The 17,985-nt window shown below is 34.3% G+C and carries 19 protein-coding genes; 5 read left to right on the forward strand and 14 right to left on the reverse strand.

Translation table 11 applies throughout. The features are described from left to right. The first annotated feature begins 7 nt into the window (after positions 1-7). Complete coding sequence (locus ACR1PN_RS16515) at positions 8-1,228, forward strand: glycosyltransferase family 4 protein (protein WP_433980922.1); 1,221 nt, start codon at positions 8-10, stop codon at positions 1,226-1,228. A gap of 18 nt (positions 1,229-1,246) precedes the next feature. Here the strand turns inward: ACR1PN_RS16515 and ACR1PN_RS16520 are convergent, their stop codons facing one another. From ACR1PN_RS16520 to pdxA, 11 genes are all read right to left on the reverse strand, one after another. Beyond that, entirely contained in the window at positions 1,247-2,458 is a 1,212-nt protein-coding gene (locus ACR1PN_RS16520) for a glycosyltransferase family 4 protein (protein WP_433980923.1), read from the reverse strand. Beyond that, on the reverse strand, positions 2,448-3,410 hold the full coding sequence (locus ACR1PN_RS16525) for a hypothetical protein (protein WP_433980924.1): 963 nt from the start codon (positions 3,408-3,410) through the stop codon (positions 2,448-2,450). The genes ACR1PN_RS16520 and ACR1PN_RS16525 overlap by 11 nt, the downstream gene beginning before the upstream one ends. Then, positions 3,407-4,396 carry a hypothetical protein gene (locus tag ACR1PN_RS16530; protein WP_433980925.1) on the reverse strand — a complete coding sequence of 330 codons (990 nt, stop codon included), beginning with the start codon at positions 4,394-4,396 and terminating at the stop codon, positions 3,407-3,409. The genes ACR1PN_RS16525 and ACR1PN_RS16530 overlap by 4 nt, the downstream gene beginning before the upstream one ends. A 90-nt stretch (positions 4,397-4,486) precedes the next feature. Beyond that, complete coding sequence (locus tag ACR1PN_RS16535) at positions 4,487-5,443, reverse strand: hypothetical protein (RefSeq protein ID WP_433980926.1); 957 nt, start codon at positions 5,441-5,443, stop codon at positions 4,487-4,489. Between the two features lie 17 nt (positions 5,444-5,460). Beyond that, positions 5,461-6,471 carry a glycosyltransferase family 9 protein gene (locus ACR1PN_RS16540; protein ID WP_433980927.1) on the reverse strand — a complete coding sequence of 337 codons (1,011 nt, stop codon included), beginning with the start codon at positions 6,469-6,471 and terminating at the stop codon, positions 5,461-5,463. Between the two features lies 1 nt (position 6,472). Next, positions 6,473-7,720, reverse strand: coding sequence for an ornithine--oxo-acid transaminase (gene rocD / locus ACR1PN_RS16545; RefSeq protein ID WP_433980928.1), 1,248 nt, complete (start codon positions 7,718-7,720; stop codon positions 6,473-6,475). Between the two features lie 220 nt (positions 7,721-7,940). Continuing rightward, positions 7,941-9,296: an acetyl-CoA carboxylase biotin carboxylase subunit gene (gene accC / locus ACR1PN_RS16550; RefSeq protein ID WP_378181115.1), complete on the reverse strand. Its 1,356-nt coding sequence runs from the start codon at positions 9,294-9,296 to the stop codon at positions 7,941-7,943. Positions 9,297-9,378: 82 nt separating this feature from the next. After that, positions 9,379-9,864, reverse strand: a complete 486-nt coding sequence (gene accB / locus ACR1PN_RS16555; RefSeq protein WP_433980929.1) for an acetyl-CoA carboxylase biotin carboxyl carrier protein — start codon at positions 9,862-9,864, stop codon at positions 9,379-9,381. Positions 9,865-9,990: 126 nt separating this feature from the next. Further along, positions 9,991-10,194 (reverse strand): 50S ribosomal protein L32, encoded by a 204-nt coding sequence (gene rpmF / locus ACR1PN_RS16560; protein WP_034678990.1) that lies wholly within the window; start codon positions 10,192-10,194, stop codon positions 9,991-9,993. A gap of 59 nt (positions 10,195-10,253) precedes the next feature. Then, the gene (locus tag ACR1PN_RS16565; RefSeq protein ID WP_378181107.1) at positions 10,254-10,778 is read right to left on the reverse strand and encodes a YceD family protein; all 525 of its coding nucleotides are present in this window, start codon (positions 10,776-10,778) and stop codon (positions 10,254-10,256) included. 83 nt (positions 10,779-10,861) lie between these two features. Continuing rightward, positions 10,862-11,953, reverse strand: a complete 1,092-nt coding sequence (gene pdxA, locus ACR1PN_RS16570; protein WP_378181104.1) for a 4-hydroxythreonine-4-phosphate dehydrogenase PdxA — start codon at positions 11,951-11,953, stop codon at positions 10,862-10,864. A gap of 49 nt (positions 11,954-12,002) precedes the next feature. Between pdxA and ACR1PN_RS16575 the strand changes: the two genes are divergently transcribed. The 3 genes from ACR1PN_RS16575 to ACR1PN_RS16585 are packed head-to-tail and all read left to right on the forward strand — an operon-like array spanning position 12,003 to position 14,750. Next, positions 12,003-12,599: a riboflavin synthase gene (locus tag ACR1PN_RS16575; RefSeq protein ID WP_378181101.1), complete on the forward strand. Its 597-nt coding sequence runs from the start codon at positions 12,003-12,005 to the stop codon at positions 12,597-12,599. Then, complete coding sequence (locus ACR1PN_RS16580) at positions 12,589-14,043, forward strand: sensor histidine kinase (RefSeq protein WP_378181098.1); 1,455 nt, start codon at positions 12,589-12,591, stop codon at positions 14,041-14,043. Before ACR1PN_RS16575 ends, ACR1PN_RS16580 begins: the two co-directional genes overlap by 11 nt. After that, positions 14,043-14,750: a tRNA1(Val) (adenine(37)-N6)-methyltransferase gene (locus ACR1PN_RS16585; RefSeq protein ID WP_433980930.1), complete on the forward strand. Its 708-nt coding sequence runs from the start codon at positions 14,043-14,045 to the stop codon at positions 14,748-14,750. The genes ACR1PN_RS16580 and ACR1PN_RS16585 overlap by 1 nt, the downstream gene beginning before the upstream one ends. 114 nt (positions 14,751-14,864) lie before the next feature. On the opposite strand, the gene ACR1PN_RS16590 is transcribed toward ACR1PN_RS16585, so the two are convergent. Together ACR1PN_RS16590 and rpmH are read right to left on the reverse strand one after the other, a co-directional pair. Further along, positions 14,865-15,575, reverse strand: coding sequence for a cell division ATP-binding protein FtsE (locus ACR1PN_RS16590; RefSeq protein WP_378181092.1), 711 nt, complete (start codon positions 15,573-15,575; stop codon positions 14,865-14,867). Positions 15,576-15,731: 156 nt separating this feature from the next. Next, a complete protein-coding gene (rpmH, locus tag ACR1PN_RS16595) occupies positions 15,732-15,890 on the reverse strand; it encodes a 50S ribosomal protein L34 (protein ID WP_034679005.1) in 159 nt (52 codons plus the stop codon). A gap of 222 nt (positions 15,891-16,112) precedes the next feature. On the opposite strand from rpmH, the gene ACR1PN_RS16600 reads away from it, so the two are divergent. Further along, positions 16,113-17,117, forward strand: a complete 1,005-nt coding sequence (locus ACR1PN_RS16600) for a DHH family phosphoesterase (protein ID WP_433980931.1) — start codon at positions 16,113-16,115, stop codon at positions 17,115-17,117. 14 nt (positions 17,118-17,131) lie between these two features. On the opposite strand, the gene ACR1PN_RS16605 is transcribed toward ACR1PN_RS16600, so the two are convergent. Then, a complete protein-coding gene (locus ACR1PN_RS16605; RefSeq protein ID WP_433980932.1) occupies positions 17,132-17,923 on the reverse strand; it encodes a patatin-like phospholipase family protein in 792 nt (263 codons plus the stop codon). Between the last annotated feature and the right edge of the window lie 62 nt (positions 17,924-17,985).

Below are 17,985 nucleotides of genomic sequence, written 5' to 3' on the forward strand. Positions count from 1 at the left end.
TATTATTATGAAAGTAATTTTAGATGCTGATGTTATAGCAGATTTTTATAAAGATAACCGAACTGGAATTTTCAGGGTAGCTCTTGAATTAATAAAAAAAATAAGTCGTAAAAAAGAAGTTCAAATATTTTATTCTCATCTGAGTATATTCAATAATGAAACTTCAACTCAAGAATTGGATGTTTTTTTTGAACAGGAAAACGTCAAAATGTCTCCTGTAAACAATAGAGAAAAGAGGAGATTCTTGCCATTAAGAAAAGAGAAACTGTTCAGATATTTATACCAAAAAATAGGAATCTATAATTATAAAAATACACTTTTCGAAAACCTGTTTAAAGATGCTGAAATATTTCATTCTTTCTATTATCCAATAAATAAAGAGATTGATAAATACCCACATCTTAAAAAAGTCATTACAATTCATGATCTGATTCCTGTTTTGTTTCCCGATCTGCACTTTACTTCAGATCTAATAAAAGAAATTATTGCGAGTATAGGAAAAGACGGCTATGCCGTATGTGTTTCGGAAAATACAAAAAAAGATCTTTTAAACTACGCTCCGTACCTCAATCCTAATCATGTTTTTGTAAACTTATTAGCTGCCTCAGATGAGCTTTTTTATGTTTGTAAAGATCAGCTGAAATTTCAATCGATCAAGCAGAAATATAATCTGCCGGAAAAATATTTTCTTAGTCTTGGTACTCTTGAACCCAGAAAAAATGTAGATCATGTGATCAGAACTTTTTTAAAGCTTATTAAAACTGAAAAAATTGATGATTTAAGTTTGGTTTTGGTAGGCTCAAAAGGTTGGGACTATGACCGAATATTTAACGAGTATGAGAATGCAGAAGAATTTAAAGATCGGATCATTTTTACAGGAAGAGTTCCTGATGAAGATTTGGCAAGCCTTTACAGTAATGCTCACTCTTTCTACTATATGTCATTGTATGAAGGGTTTGGCTTACCGCCACTTGAAGCAATGCAGTGTGGTGTTCCTACCGTAACTTCAAATACTTCTTCTTTGCCGGAAGTTGTAGGAGAAGGGGGGATTACTCTTGAACCTAAAGATGAAAAGGCCCTGCATCAAACGATGCTTAATTTATACGTAGATGAAAATTTTAGACAGATGTATTCTGAAAAAGGGCTGCAACAATCTAAAAAGTTTTCGTGGGAGTTATCTGCCGAAAGACAGATCGAGATCTACAAGAAAATTTTAGAAGATAAATAACTTCAGGCTAGCAATAATCTACTTAAATAATTTCAAAACTTCATCTTTTTGCGCATCAATGGAGAAAGGGTAAATTCCTTTTTCTGAATTGTTATGCAATGTGTTCCAAAGCTCTTTATTTGTACAGATTTCAATAATATGATTGGCAAAACTCTGATAGTCGTCATTTCCTGAAATGAGAGCAGTAACTCTGTTTTCCAAAAACATACCTTCAGCGCCTATTTCTGTCGTTAAAACAGGAAGTGTATATTCTAGAGCCTGGCCAATTTTACCTTTTACACCCGCACCAAAACGAAGAGGAGAAACCGAAGCAACACATTTTTCATAATATGGAATGATATCTTCAACATATCCTGCAGTTTCAAACTTCTCCGAGTTCATATTTTGGATGGATTCCGGAGCCTCTGAACCGATGATTGTAATTTTAAGATCAGGCATTTTTTGCCACACAAGCGGCATAATTTTATGATAAAGAATCTCAACGGCATCTACGTTTGGATCGTGTAAGAAAGTTCCGATAAAAAATATTCCTTCTCTGTCTTCAAATGAAGGCATTTCTTCAGGTTTCACTTTAAGATTGTGAACATTGCTCACCGTAACCAGTTTAGATTCGTCTACAAAGGATTTCATGAATTCCTTTTCCTTGTCGCTGATTACAGCGATTTTATCTGCCTTTTTGCAAAGCTCGGTTTCAATATATTTGTATTTTACGAGTTCTTTAGCTCTCTTTTTATCGTATTTTATTTCCAGACCACGTTCCATTCTCAGATAATGGATGTCTACCATGTCATAAATAATTTTCGCCTGAGGCGCATTTTTCCTGAAAAAGTCTAAATAATATTCAAAAAGTTCCGGTCTGTGACACCAAACAAAGTCTATTTTGGGTATAAGATTATTTAGAAAATATTTTTTCCCTTTTAATATTCCAAAATTATTTATGAATGGGGTGTAAACATTTACATTATGTTCATTCAGATTCTGAATATATTTTTTAAATTCTACCGTAGGAATAGATTTTCGCCAGTCCATAAGATAAACATTATAATACTTTGCAAGGAATTTGGCAATCTCAGTGAGTCTGTTGGATGCCGAATCTTTATCGAAAGTAGGAATCTGGCTATCCACAATAAGAATCGTTTTCTTACTTGCATCGTGAGCAATTGTTCTGTCAGATAAAGGATAATATTTCTTTATGTGAATATAGTTTTTTATCTTTCTTTTAATTCCCATCGGGTTGTAATTTAAAAATGTTGGTGGTAAAAGTTTTTACACTGTATTTGTTGAGTATATCTTGTGAAATTTCTACATACGGAAGATCAAGAAACTCTTTTATAGAATCTGTATTAACATTCTTGCTGTCAATAATCATCATATTATTTGGATGAAAAAAATCGTATTCCTTTACTGCCGAATTGGTTGTAATAAGCTTTTTTCGATAGCCAAGACTTTCGAAAGTTCGGAATGATAACCCTCTCTGATCTGCTCTCTGTATATCAATCATCGCTTTGGCCTGAGCAATAATTTTCTTCGTTTCTTCCAAGCTGAGGTACTCTGTAATGGAAGTCAGATATGGATAATTTAATTTTTCAAACCAGAATAAAATAAATTTTATTCTTAATCCTGCATCTGCTAAAATCTTCGATAGATGATTGATTTCTTCAATTCGGGTATCATAAGATGAAATGTTAAAAATATCATACTTAATTTCTCTCGATTCTATTTTTTCGTCATAAATGAAATTGGTCGTTTCAATAAAACCATAATTTTTGATATCTTCTTTTTCGTAAGAATAAATCTCGTCAAAAAAATGAGCGATTTCAAGCTGTTGCGGATATTTTTTACAGCTGTCATAGTAATAAGCAATGAAACAGTCTGTTCTTTTTTTAAGCTCCTCCAAAATGTGCAAATCCATAAGATCGGGACGGATAATGAAAATAAAATCCTGTTTTTCTTTGATCTGCTGAAGAATTTGCTTGTTAAAAAATTCTCTTTTTTTGTTCTTGCCAAACAGTTTCGTAATTCCGTTCCAGACTTTAGCACCTATGTGCGGATATTTATATTTTATAATATCCGTTTTTATATCTGTAACATTTATTGACGAATAAGACTGCAGTTCTTTGACTACAAAATCAATATAGCCATACGCAAAAGGGTAGATTAAAGTAATTTTCTTTAATTTCATTTTCTGAATATTTCCTGCAGCTTTTTCTCAAATGTCATTTCCTCATTGAGTACCATCTCTTTATAAACTCTGAATTGCGGAATATGTTGCGGATAATTGTTCAAAACTTCTTTTATTTTCTCTACGATCACCGGAATTTTACTTTCGTTAAATTCAAATTTATATTCTTCAGGAATCATTAAATCTTCATAAAAAGCGGAAGATCCATTCTTTCCTGAAATGATGCAGCAATCCTGAGATACAGATTCTCTCAACATTTTATCTCTTCCTGGGTTTTCACCAAAATCTACATACAATAAAGATTGTGACATCAGTTCCTTGATCTGCAAAGCATTCATATTTTGAATAGGAATCCACTGCAAATCCGGTGATGCTTTGATAAGCGCTGAAATTTCTTTTTTTCCTTTTTTAGGATTGTATAGAATCGTTTTGTTATTAAGATCTTTCTGAATAGGTTCTTTATTTTCTAAAAATATCGGATTAATGTAATCACAGACAAAATCGATCTGGCTTTCAGGAATTCCGTGATCTTTCAGATAAACACTCGACCGGTAAGATTGTGCCCATTGATAAACATTGGGTAGTGCTTCAAAATGATATTCTTTATCGTTTTGATTGTAGAATAGTTTGGTAATGAAGCTTTGTTTTCTGACCCTGTAATCCATTAAAATTTTATAAAAATCTACACTTAACCACCAAATGATTTTCTGACTCTGAGGGTATTTTTTTATTAGAAAAGTCATCGATTCCGGGATGATCAATATATTGTCAGGATGATCTTCTATATTGTGAATTTCCTGGGTTTTATAAATATTATAATTTATAGCTTTTGCATTTGCCTTTTTAGGAACGTAATGCATGAATACATTATCAAATCCTAACTCATAAAGCTTGTTTGAAAGCTGGTGCAATGCTTCCGGACCACCTGTCACTTTCTTCGGGGGACAAAATATGATGATCTTGGAAGTATTTTTATATGAAATCATAGAATCTCAGTTAATGAATAGGATTTGATTGAGGCAGTATCTCAATTTGACGGTGCGATAATACCATTTAATTTTTAAAATTACAAAATATTAATTAACCAAATCTTCTACCCAGTTTTCTATCAGATATTGATGAAGAATATTTTTGGAAACTTCACGATAAGGAGTTTCGAGAAAAGCTTGTGGAATTGTGATGTTCTCAATGTCATCAATGACCAAAATGTTTTCAGGATTGTAAAAATCGTAATTCACAATATCTTTATTGGTTGTAATTAGTTTTTTTCTCAACCCTAAACTTTCAAAAACTCTGAAGCTCAGACCTTGCTGTCTTGATCTGCTAACATCAAGCATAATTTCTGACTCTTCCAGATAATTGTTGATCTCTGTGATGGTTAAAGGAGATTTAGAAAACTCAAGATAAGGTTCTGTATTCTCTTTTTTCGAAAAAATAATGATCTTACTTTTCACATTCATGGTGTACAAAGTTTCGGCAATCTTTTTTATGATCGGAAATCTGTTGTCATAAGAGCTTATATTGAATACTTTGTATTTGAATTTTGTCTGAATGACGTCTGCCGTTTTATAAATAAAATTTGTTTTAAAGCTTAAATTATATTTTTTGCAGTCTTTTTTTTCAAACGAAAATACTTTGTCGAAAAGAGAAAGTATATTTTTTGTTTTTGGGTATCTGTTTATGGAATCACTGATAATCAGCACCGATTTTTTTGATTTTGCATTGATGGCTTCAATGGTTTGTTTTGATAAAAAATCGGCCTTAATGTAAATCGTAGTGTCAATACTTTTGATGTCGTTAAGCTTGTTTAAAATAACTTCGTTGTAATAAACATGTTTAAGATTTACAATTCCTAAGTTTTTAGTGAAAAAATTTAATGTTTTATGGGCAAGTCCTGGATATTTATATCGAAAACTGTGAAAATCAATATGTATGACATCGTACGATTTGTCCTCCAATGCATCAGCAATATATTGGTTATAACCCCAATTGTCGTAGGTTATAAGAAGTACAAGCTTTTTAGGTTCTTTCATCCTTTGAAAATCAGCAATTAATTTAATAAGGTTTTGTCCAAAAATTCTTTTAAATCCTTTTCCAAAAGCGAAGGCTTAAAGTCTGAATAGTCTGTTGAATTTGGCACATAATCGGTTACATGCAAAAACTTATCCATTTTGGGATTGCTTGTCCATGCCCAGTCTGATAATTTTATTTGAGGTGAAAAAATCGTAAAAGTAGGAACGTTTAGCGCTTTACTGATATTTGTTGCTCCGCCTTCATTGCCAATCAGGCATTTGCAAAGGCTCGTAACAGCGGTAAATTCTCGTAAATTTTTTGTATCAAATGTTTTGATAATATTTTTTTGTGTTTTTTCGGGTAAGGAATTGCACAAATCGAGAAACTTTTCTTTTTGCGCAGGCATATAGTTGCAAAGAATTTTTGCTTCAGGCTTATGATCTGCTATGAATTGCAGCAACTCAGCCATATATTCTACCGGATAAGTTTTTTCTTCTGAGCTGCCAAAAGTGCTGATCATGATTAACTGATCATTTACCGATAAACTATTTTCAGCGAGAATTTTTTTTGCATTTTCAATTTCCTCATTTAATAAATAGACTTTCGGGAAAGCTTCTTCAAAAGGTATATTTAATGGTTCAAGCATTTGAAGACGATGCTCAATACCCAATGTAGTATTTACAGATTTAACCTGCATTTCTCTCTTCACAGGTTTATTGTAGAATATCTGTGTGTAGTTTTTGAAAAAGCCAATTCTGGTCTTCGCTCCTGAAAACAGAGAAATAATTCCGGTTTCTATTTTGGAATAAAGATCAATGACAAGGTCAAATTTCTTGCTTTTTACCTGAGATACAGTTTTTAAAAGCCCATCTTCATGGAAAAAAAGAAAATGATCTATAAAAGGATTTCCTTTTAATATCTGAGCATGCTTTTCATCCAAAAGAAAGCTGATTTCTGATTGAGGATATTTTTTTTTGAGTTGAGGTAATATCGTTGAGGTCACGAGGACATCACCCATGAATTTTTTTTGTATAATTAAAATTTTCATTTTATCCTCCAAACTCCAATACCGTTTTTTCAATAATTTTCACACAGTCAAGCAGCTGCTCTTCTGTAATGACCAAAGGTGGTGCCAATCTGATGATGTTTCCGTGGGTTGGTTTGGCAAGTAAGCCGTTTTCTTTTAGTTTTAAACAAAGATTCCATGCCGTTGAACTTTCTGGAGTATCGTTGATTAAGATAGCATTCAACAAACCTTTTCCTCGTACTTTGGTGATAAGGTCAGATTTTTCGATCACTTTTTCAATCTCACTTCTGAATAATTTCCCTAATTCTTCAGCTCTTTCCGAAAGTTTTTCTTCCTCTACAACATCTAAAGCTGCAACCGCAACCGCACAGGCAATAGGATTTCCTCCGAAAGTAGATCCATGCTGTCCTGGTTTGATGACATGCATAATCTCATCATTTGCCAAAACTGCAGACACAGGATACATTCCGCCTGAAAGTGCTTTTCCTAAAATTAAAATATCAGGTTGTACATCTTCATGGTGACATGCAATTAATTTCCCGGTTCTTGCAATCCCAGTCTGAACTTCGTCAGCAATGAAAAGAACATTGTGCTTTTTACATAATTCTGAGGCACTTTTCAGGAAGTTTTCATCAGGAACATACACTCCCGCTTCACCCTGAATAGGTTCCACCAAAAATGCCGCAATATTTTGAGCATCATTTTTTAGAATTTTTTCTAATGCAACAATATCATTGTAAGGAATTTTAATAAACCCTGGAGTAAAAGGCCCGTAGTTTTGGTTTGCATCAGGATCGTTTGAGAAAGAAACAATCGTCGTTGTTCTTCCATGAAAATTGTTTTCGCAAACAATAATTTTTGCAGCGTTTTCAGCAATACCTTTTACTTCGTAGCTCCATTTTCTCGCTAATTTTACTGCTGTTTCCACAGCTTCAGCACCGGAATTCATGGGTAAAACTTTATCGAAGCCAAATAGAGTAGTAATCTTTTTTTCGTACTCACCTAAATTTGAATTGTAAAAAGCTCTGGAAGTTAAAGCTAATTTTTTAGCCTGATTTACCAATGCATTAACAATTTTCGGATGAGAATGTCCTTGGTTTACAGCAGAATAGGCAGAAAGAAAATCGTAATATTTTTTGCCTTCAACATCCCACACAAAAACACCTTCTCCTTTATCTAAAACCACAGGAAGCGGATGATAGTTGTGAGCACCGTGCTGATCTTCAAGATCTATAAAATATTGGGAGTTTTTTGCTGTAACTGTTGACATAAATTTTGGTTTTTACAAATTTACATATTATAAATTACATATCTGCACAGAATAACAATCCTGTAAAATAAGCAGAATAAAGTGTGTTTTTTAAGTTAAAAAATATTGGGTTAAGCAGGCTGGACTTTAGTTTTTATATCTTTTCATCGGGCAGATATTATATCAAATAAAAAAACCGCCTCAAAAAAATGAGACGGTTGAAATGTATTTTTAAATAATCCTAATGATTATCATACTTCTTATCCATTACAAAATCCTCCATGAATTTTGTTGTGTAATTTCCTGAAAGATATCTTTCGTCCTCCATCAATTGTCTGTGGAAAGGAATTGTCGTTTTCACCCCTTCAATATAGAATTCTTCGAGGGCACGCTTCATTTTTGCAATGGCTTCTTCACGGGTTTGAGCCGTTGTAATCAATTTTGCAATCATTGAATCGTAGTTAGAAGGAATCGTATATCCGGAATAAACGTGAGTGTCAACTCTGATCCCGTGTCCTCCAGGAATGTTTAATCCTGTGATTTTTCCCGGTGACGGTCTGAAATCAGCATAAGGATCTTCAGCATTAATTCTACACTCAATTGAGTGCAACTTCGGATAATGGTTGATTCCTGAAATTGGAGTTCCTGCAGCCAAAAGAATTTGCTCTCTGATCAGGTCGTAATCAATAACCTGTTCAGTGATTGGGTGTTCCACCTGAATTCTCGTATTCATTTCCATGAAATAGAAATTTCTATGTTTGTCAACCAGGAATTCGATTGTTCCAACACCTTCGTAACCGATAAATTCTGCTGCTTTTACAGCGGCATCACCCATCTGCTCACGAAGTTCATCTGTCATAAACGGAGATGGAGTTTCTTCCGTTAATTTCTGGTTTCTTCTCTGAACCGAACAGTCTCTTTCCGAAAGGTGACAAGCTTTACCAAATTGGTCACCTGCAACCTGAATTTCAATATGTCTTGGTTCTTCAATCAGTTTTTCCATATACATACCCCCATTTCCGAAAGCAGCTACAGCTTCCTGAATGGCAGATTCCCAGTGATCTTTAAGGTCTTCAGCTTTCCATACCGCTCTCATTCCTTTTCCACCACCACCTGCGGTTGCTTTAATCATTACAGGATATCCTGTTTCTTCAGCAATTTTTACAGCGTGTTCATAAGATTCGATCAAACCGTCAGAACCGGGTACACAAGGTACACCTGCAGCTTTCATGGTTGCTTTAGCATTTGCTTTGTCTCCCATTTTTTCGATTTGCTCCGGAGAAGCACCGATAAACTTGATTCCGTTTTTCTGACAGATTCTTGAGAAATTAGCATTCTCAGATAAGAAGCCGTAACCTGGGTGAATGGCGTCTGCATTGGTAATTTCTGCAGCAGCAATAATGTTAGGTATTTTTAAGTATGAGTCTTTACTCATTGCAGGACCGATGCAAACAGCCTCGTCAGCAAATCTTACATGAAGACTGTCTTTATCTGCTGTAGAATAAACCGCAACGGTTTTGATCCCCATTTCTTTACAAGTACGCAAAATACGCATTGCAATTTCGCCACGATTGGCAATTAATATTTTTTTGAACATCTTAATACGATTTGAAATTTGAAAATTTGAAATTTGAAATTGACCATCTGATCAATCATCAATCATCATTAATCAATTATAATTAAGATGGATCTACTAAGAATAATGGTTGGTCGTATTCTACAGGAGTTGCATCGTCAACTAAAATCTTAACGATTTTTCCGCTTACTTCAGATTCAATCTGGTTAAATAATTTCATCGCTTCGATTACACAAACCACTTTTCCGTTAGAAACTTCGTCACCAACGTTTACAAATACATCTTTATCCGGAGATGGCTTTCTGTAGAAAGTTCCGATCATCGGAGATTTGATGGTTACATATTTGCTGTCATCAGAAGAAGCTTCAGTAGCTTGAGCCGGTGCAACAGCAGGAGTTGCAGCTGGTGCAGGAGCAGCAGCTACTTGTTGAGGAGCTGTATGATAAACTGCAGGCTGAGCATAAGCTACTTCACTTCCTGCTAAAGGAGTTTTAATAGTGATTTCGAAATCTTTAGTTTTGTATTTTACTTCTGAAACTTCAGCTTTAGATACAAACTTGATAAGATTCTGTATGTCTTTAATGTCCATAAAATTGATATTTGATTTGCTGCCAAAGATACCAAAAAAACATAAAAAACAACAAAAAACCGCCAAATTTTATCAAAATCGGGCGGTTTTTGTATTAAAACGAGTGTTTTTCGGTGAAAACGACTCTTAGTTTTCTTCAGTAGTTGCTACTTCTTTTTCCAATACTACTTTACCTCTGTAGTAAAGTTTTCCTTCATGCCAGTGAGCTCTGTGGTAAAGGTGCATCTCACCTGTTGTTGCATCTTTTGCTAATTGAGGAACTACAGCTTTGTAGTGAGTTCTTCTCTTATCTCTTCTTGTAGACGACTGTCTTCTCTTTGGATGTGCCATTTTGTAATAACTTTTTTAATTGATGAGCGATGAGATTCATCATCCCATCATTAAACTATTTAATTTTTATTCTTTAAATTTTTCAATGCGTCCCATCTCGGGTCGCTTTCGTGTTCTTCCTCTTCTTTTGTTTCTTTTGGACTGAATTTTTCAAGAATTGCAAGATCTTCATCACTTACATTCGGTGATATTTTTTTCATAGGTATTGAAAGTGCCACGTTTTCGTAAATCAACTGAGCTACATTGAAAGCGTGATCGTTGGTAGGAATCGTAATGACATCTTCTTCGCTGTCATCGTATTCTTCGCCAAACTTTACCAAAATACCGATCTGGTTTTCAATGGGATGTGTGAAGTTTTCGTTTGTAATATCACAAACCAGTTCCACTGTCCCATTTACTTTAATTTCAAATTCCAAAAAAGTAGTGTGTTTGTCAAGCAAAACATCTACTGCGATTTTAGGATCTGTAAATTCCTGTTCAGTGTCAAATAATTGAAAGAACTCTTTATTTATCTCAAACCTGAACTCGTGCTTACCTGTTTTTAAACCGGAAAAGCTTACGTCATAGTTTCTTAACTTGTCCATAAAATGAGTGTGCAAAAATATGCATTTTTTTTAATATTACAAATAAATTATATAACAAATTAATTTTAATTCGTTTACAAATTCTACATTTCAGTTTCTATAGGCAGATCTTCGTCGATTCCGTTATCAGCAGGCATTCTTCTCGGTTGTAGGCGATTGCTCATCAAATCTCTATAATCATTTCTGTTATTAAAAATTTTGATGGCTGTGAAAATTGCTTCCATAAAACTCTGCTCGTCCGCGATATTTTTACCCGCAATATCATAAGCAACCCCGTGATCCGGAGATGTTCTGATGAATGGTAGAGCAGCTGTATAATTTACTCCTTCTTCATAAGCTAAAGTCTTAAACGGAGCCAATCCCTGATCGTGATACATGGCTAAAACCGCATCATAATTTCGGTATTTATTGGGCTGGAAGAAACTGTCTGCCGGAAAAGGTCCGAAGGTAAGGATTCCGTTGTCTGAAAGTTCTTTGATTGCCGGAGCAATGATTTCGATTTCTTCATTTCCGATCACTCCGCCGTCCCCTGAATGTGGATTGAGTCCTAAAACGGCAATTTTCGGTCTTGTTACAGCAAAATCTTCAATTAAAGTTTGGTTTAAGGCCTTTATCTGCTTTTTGATTTTCTCTTTTGAAATGTTTTCTGCTACCTGAGATAGAGGAATATGATGTGTTGAAACAGCTACTTTCAAATCTTCTGTAACCAGGAACATTAATCCTTTTTTATTAAATTTTTCTTCAAAATAACCGGTGTGACCTGCATGCTTGAAACCCATTTTCACCATTTCATCTTTGTTAATCGGAGCGGTTACCAAAACATCAATTTCTCCTTTTATTAAAGCTTCTGTAGCTGCTTCAAGAGAGTCGATCGCCATTTTTGTGGATTCCTCTGTTGGTCTTCCCAGTTCTACGTTTGAATTTTCTTTGGTAAGATTTACCATATTCAGCTTGCCATTTTGAGCTTGGGAAGCTTCTGTAATGTAGTTGAAATTTAAATTCAGCTTAAAAATATTCTTCTGATACGTGAAAAGTTTGCCCGAACCAAAAATAACAGGTGTGAAAAAATCTGTAATGGTTTTGTCTTTCAGAGATTTCATGATGATTTCCGGGCCGATGCCGTTGAAGTCACCAATTGAAATTCCTACTCGTACTTTATGGTTTTTTGGGCTCATTTTCTTTATCTTTGAAGATTATAATTTTACAAATTTAGCAAAAATAAATATGTTCACAGGAATTATTGAAGCAGTAGGAGTTATTGAAAAAATACAGGAAAACGGAACGAATATAGACTTTACCCTGAGTTGTCCTTTTACGAACGAATTAAAAATAGACCAGAGTCTTGCGCATAACGGTTGTTGTCTTACGGTTGTAGAAATTAAAGACGATAAATATGTGGTGACAGCAATTAACGAGACCTTAGAAAAAACAAATCTAGGAAACTGGAAAGAGGGCAGTGTTGTTAATTTGGAGCGTTGCATGATAATGAATGGAAGACTTGACGGGCATATTGTACAAGGTCATGTTGACAAAACCGGAGAAATTGTAAGCATCGAAAACAAAGATGGCAGCTATTTTGTTACTGTACAATATAATTCAGAAGGTAATTTTGTTACGGTTCCTCAAGGCTCTATCACAATGAACGGAATTAGTTTAACGGTAGCGAAGAGTGAAGATTTTCAGTTTTCTGTAGCCATCATCCCTTATACATGGGAATTTACCAATATGAATACACTAAAGGCTGGCGATAAAGTCAATCTGGAATTTGATATTATTGGTAAATATATTTCAAAACTAATTAATAAGCAGAATGTCGTTTAATAAATATAAAGGATATAGTTTAAGAAATCGTGTGTTTTTCGGTTTCTTACTCATATGTCTTTTAAGTGTTGCTGCTTCTTCTCTTGTTCCGTATTTTGTTTTAAGAAATAATGCGCTTCAGCAGAGTAAGATTGATATGCAGGACAAAACCAATGCGGTCATGGCATATTTCGATTATGCTTTGAGCCGTACATCCGTGCAGACTGATGATCTTAAAAAAGTGTTAGGCAATAAAATATTTGAGATTGCAGATATTAATCAGCACGATATTATTATTTATGATTTAAAAGGAAACTATCTTCTTTCAAATAAAGAACCTAATCTGGTCGACAGAAAAAAAGTTCCCGTTAAAATCGTTAATGAAATTCTTTCAAAAGAAACCCGGTATGATATTCGCGGATATGATGCTGAAAAAGACGCTGTGTATACTTCGTCCTACTTAGTTCTTAAAAATAATAACTGGGAACCGATTGGGATTATTTATATTCCGCTTTATCACAACGAATCTGCTTACATGGATGTCTTGCATAAATATGTGGTGTACATTCTTTTGGTGGATTTGGTGATTATTGCCTTCAGTATTTGGCTAAGCTGGGTGACTTCTAATAATCTGGCTAAAAATATCACGAAATTTTCAGACATGATCACGCGTATTACTTTGTTTGAAAACGAAATGCGTCCCATCAAATATTACAAAAATGATGAGCTTAATGCTTTGGCAAGAGCCTACAATAGAATGATTCTTCAGATTCAGGATCAGAAAGAGAGACTTCGCTTTAAAGCATCAGAAGAAGCATGGCGTGAAATGGCAAAACAAGTCGCTCATGAGGTTAAAAATCCTTTAACACCGATGAAGCTTACGATTCAGAACTTTGAAAGAAAGTTTGATCCGAATGACCCAAATGTTACCGAGCGTGTAAAACAGATGAGTAAAACCATGGTCGATCAGATCGATGTGATTGCAACCGTAGCTTCTGCTTTTTCTGAATTTGCCAAACTACCCGAGAAAAATAATGAAGTCATTAATCTTAATAACGAAATTGATGATATTCTCAGGGTTTTCAACGACGATCAGATATTTGTTCATGCCAATAAGAGCAATATTATGATTACAATGGATAAGGTTTTTCTTTCGCGAATTATTACCAATTTGGTTACCAATGCGAAACAGGCGAAAAGTGATGACCGAAATCTTTTAGTAAATGTTGATATTGAGCAGCACCAGCGAAGAGTGATTATTTCTGTTCAGGATAATGGGATCGGAATCCCTGAAAATATGTATGAAAAGATTTTTGAACCGAACTTCACATCAAAAAACAGTGGAATGGGGCTTGGCTTATCCATGGTTCGAAAAATGGTGGAAGACTACAAAGGGGAGATTACCGTAAAATCTGAAGTCGGGAAAGGCTCTACTTTCACTATCGCTTTACCTACCAATTTATAGTGAAATCTTTTAAGTTTAAACAATTTGAAATTCAGCAGTCAAAAGAGGTCTTCCGTGTCGGAACAGACGGTGTTTTGTTGGGTGCATTAGCAAATGTTGATTCTGTTTCTAAGGTTTTAGAAGTAGGTACTGGAAGTGGCTTGATTTCTTTAATGTTAGCTCAAAGAAACTCTTTTGCAGAGTTTTTAGGAATTGATATTAATGAAGAAGCGGTGAATCTTACTCGGGTTAATTTTAAAAGTTCTCCTTTTCATTTAAGGTTAAAAAATATTCGTCAGAATTTTAAAAGCTTTGAAACGAATGAAAAGTTTGATTTAATCGTATCAAATCCCCCGTATTTTGAAGAGTCAGATTCTGAAAAAGATAAATTGGCGCGTCAAACTGTTGAATTAAATTTTCAGCAATTGATTTCAAAATCATCAAACTTACTTTCTGAAAACGGGATTTTTTCTGTAATTATCCCTTTTGAAATTGGAGCTCAGTTTGTTAAATTGGCAGATGAAAATCAACTGTTTTTAATCCGAAAAGTCAATATTAAAGGTATTGAAAATTCAAAGGTAAAAAGATTGATTCTGGAATTTTCTTTAACGGAAAAAGATGTAGACGAATCCGAATTTATTATAGAAAAAAGTCCGAGACAATACTCGGACCAATATCTTGAACTCACCAAAGAGTTTCATGTTTTTCGTAATAAATATTCTGTTTGAACCATTAAGAAGTGTTAAGTAGTTAAGAATATTAAATTGTATTGCTTAATTGAAAATCTGTTGATTTTTCTTAATGAAACTTAACTTTTTAAATATATCTTAATGATTTAATTTTTATTCAAACAATTCTGCCGTATCAAGCACAGAAACCTTCCCATCTTCACATCTGATGGCTTCTCCAGGGAAATTCTGAATCATGTGATAATCGTGAGTTGCCATGACAACCGCTGCTCCGTTTTCCAAAGCAACCTGCTTTAACAGGGTCATAATTTCATTCGAAGTTTCAGGGTCAAGATTTCCTGTAGGCTCATCTGCTAAAATTAAATCCGGATGGTTTAAAAGTGCTCTTGCAATCGCAATACGTTGTTGTTCTCCACCGGAAAGTTCGTGTGGCATTTTATGTTTTTTCCCTTTCATGTTTACGCTTGAAAGAACTTCGTTGATGCGCTCATCGATTTTATGTTTGTCACTCCAACCTGTAGCTTCCAGAACGAATTTCAGATTTTTTTCAACCGTTCTGTCGGAGAGCAATTGGAAGTCCTGGAAAACAATTCCCAGTTTTCTTCTCAGATTAGGAATATCTGAAGCTTTTAATTTAGCAATATCGAATCCTACAACTTTACCCACGCCGCTGGCTAAAGGAATGTGGCCGTAAAGGGTTTTAAGCAATGAACTTTTTCCGGAACCTGTTTTACCGATCAGATAGCAGAATCTTCCTTTTTTTATGTTAAGATTAACATCAGAAAGTACAGTGAAGTTTTTCTGTGCAATTTTTGCATGCTGCAGAGTTACAATGCTGTCTCCGGAGATATTGGTATGTGGCATAAATTTATTTTTAGAGGCTTTTTACAAAGCACTTTTTCAGATTTTAAAAATAAAAAAAGATATTCTATAAACCTAAGAAATTAATATATTTTAACAACAAAAAATGCCTGAAAAAGTACTTTTCAAGCATGATTTGTATATTGTAAAACTAAAGAATTATCTTTTAGCTCTTGCAGAACTTACTGTTAAGCTTTTTCTTCCTTTAGCTCTTCTTGCAGCTAAAACTCTTCTACCGTTTGGTGTAGACATTCTTTCTCTGAAACCGTGTTTGTTTCTTTTCTTTCTTTCTGATGGTTGGAATGTTCTTTTGCTCATTACTATATGTTTAAGTCGTAATTATCTATTAATTTTCAGGTTGCAAATATATGCATATTTTTATTAAGTGCAAACGTTACATGTCTTTTTTTGAAATTATTTTAAAGCTTTTTATATGTAATTATTGAAAATCCTTACTGCAAAAGACTTCATTTGCTTTCTTAATTATTAGTCTGCAATCCGTATAAAAAACTTTATCTTTGGAAACTCAAATTTAAAGAAATGTTTACACCTGCAGAACTTTTAGAAATCAATACGCTTCTTATACCGGAAAATAAAATTGTTATTCTTACCCATTACAATCCGGATGGAGACGCAATTGGCTCAAGTTTAGGGCTGAAACATTACTTAAAAGCTAAAGGTCTCGAAGCGGAAGTTGTTGTTCCTAACGATTTTCCGAAGTTCCTGAAGTGGATGCCTGAAGCAAAGAAAAACATCATCGGTGAGTACAAAAGAAAAGTAGCTTATGATATCATTCATGAAGCAGATGTCATTTTCTGTCTGGATTTTAATTCTCCCTCAAGAATCGGACTTTTAGGCGACTGGTTGATGAAAGCGAAAGCAAAAAAAATTCTTATCGACCATCATCAGCAACCTGAAGATTTTGACTTTGTCTATTCAGATACGGTTATTCCGGCAACTTGTCAGATGGTATATCATTTCATTGAAGCGATGGATGATGAAAAACTGGTGAATAAAGATATTGCTGAATGTCTTTACACAGGGATTATGACTGATACCGGAGGTTTTCGTTTTCGTTCTACGAGTGCAACAACGCATAGAATTGTTGCGAATCTAATTGAAAAAGGAGCAGATCCGTCTATTATCACTTCGAATACCTGGGATACCAATACAGTTTCACGTTTGCATTTATTAGCTTTAATTTTAGGCAGAATCGAAGTGGTAAACGAAGGAAAAGTTGCAGTTTTATATCTGACAAGAAAAGAGCTTCAGGAATATGGTTTCCAGAAAGGCGATACAGAAGGCTTTGTCAATTACGGACTGAGCATTGTCGGAGTAAGAATGGCAGCTTTCTTTATGGAAGATCTTTATGAGGATTTCATTAAAATTTCCTTCAGAAGTAAAGATGATGTAGATGTGAATCAGTTTTCAAGAAAATATTTCAATGGAGGAGGTCATATTAATGCTGCGGGAGGAAAATCTTTAGAATCTTTACCGGATACGATTGAGACTTTTAAAAGCAGAATTGCTGAAGAGAATTTGTAAGTAAGAAATAATCTCTATGCTTTTCTGTATCCTTTATCTTCCAATTCGGTACAGGTATAATCATAAACTTCTGTAAACATTTCATCCAGAAAACTCTTTTTAAACAAACTGAATTTCGTCATCTTCGGTGGGTCTAAAAAGATATCGCAATGACTTGCCTTAGAATAAACCGATTTTGCAATGGCTAAATGAAGAATACGGTCAAATTCTTTCATCAAACTCATATTTTCCAAGCCATCGTAACTGATGGAATTAACGTGTGAACCGATGAGGAAATCACATTTGTCGGCAATAGGTTCTATGGGAAGATTGTCTAAAACTCCGCCATCAACATAAATTTTCTCACCAATTTTTACCGGTGGTAAAACAAATGGCACACTTGAGGAAGCCAAAAGCGGACCGAAAAGTTCACCTTCTGAGAAAAAGTCCACAATCCCATGAGTCATTTCAGTTGCGGCAACATAGACCGGAATTTTTAAAATTTTAAAATCATCTTCAGGAAAATGATCATTAAAAAGTTTCAGGATAAATTTAGAGCTGAAAAGTCCGTTTTTGGAAAGTTTTAAATAGGAACGAGAGAAAAAAGTGGTGTTTTTCACGATTTCCATCATTTGATCAGGTGTTTTTCCAAACGAATAAAATGCTCCGATAATTGATCCTGCACTTGTTCCTGAAATGATGTTAGGTTTAAGGTCGTATTCTTCTAAAGCTTTAAGAACCGCAATGTGAGCGATGCCGCGCATTCCGCCACCGGAAAGAGTAAGCCCTATTACTGGTTTCTTTTTTTTGAAAGAGAATATGCCCATTTAAACTTTTAAACCTTACTAAGATAATGATTTTGCCAGATAATGATATTAATTCTGGTGTT

The sequence above is a fragment of the Chryseobacterium sp. RLHN22 genome (assembly GCF_051011795.1).
Classification (GTDB): domain Bacteria; phylum Bacteroidota; class Bacteroidia; order Flavobacteriales; family Weeksellaceae; genus Chryseobacterium; species Chryseobacterium zhengzhouense.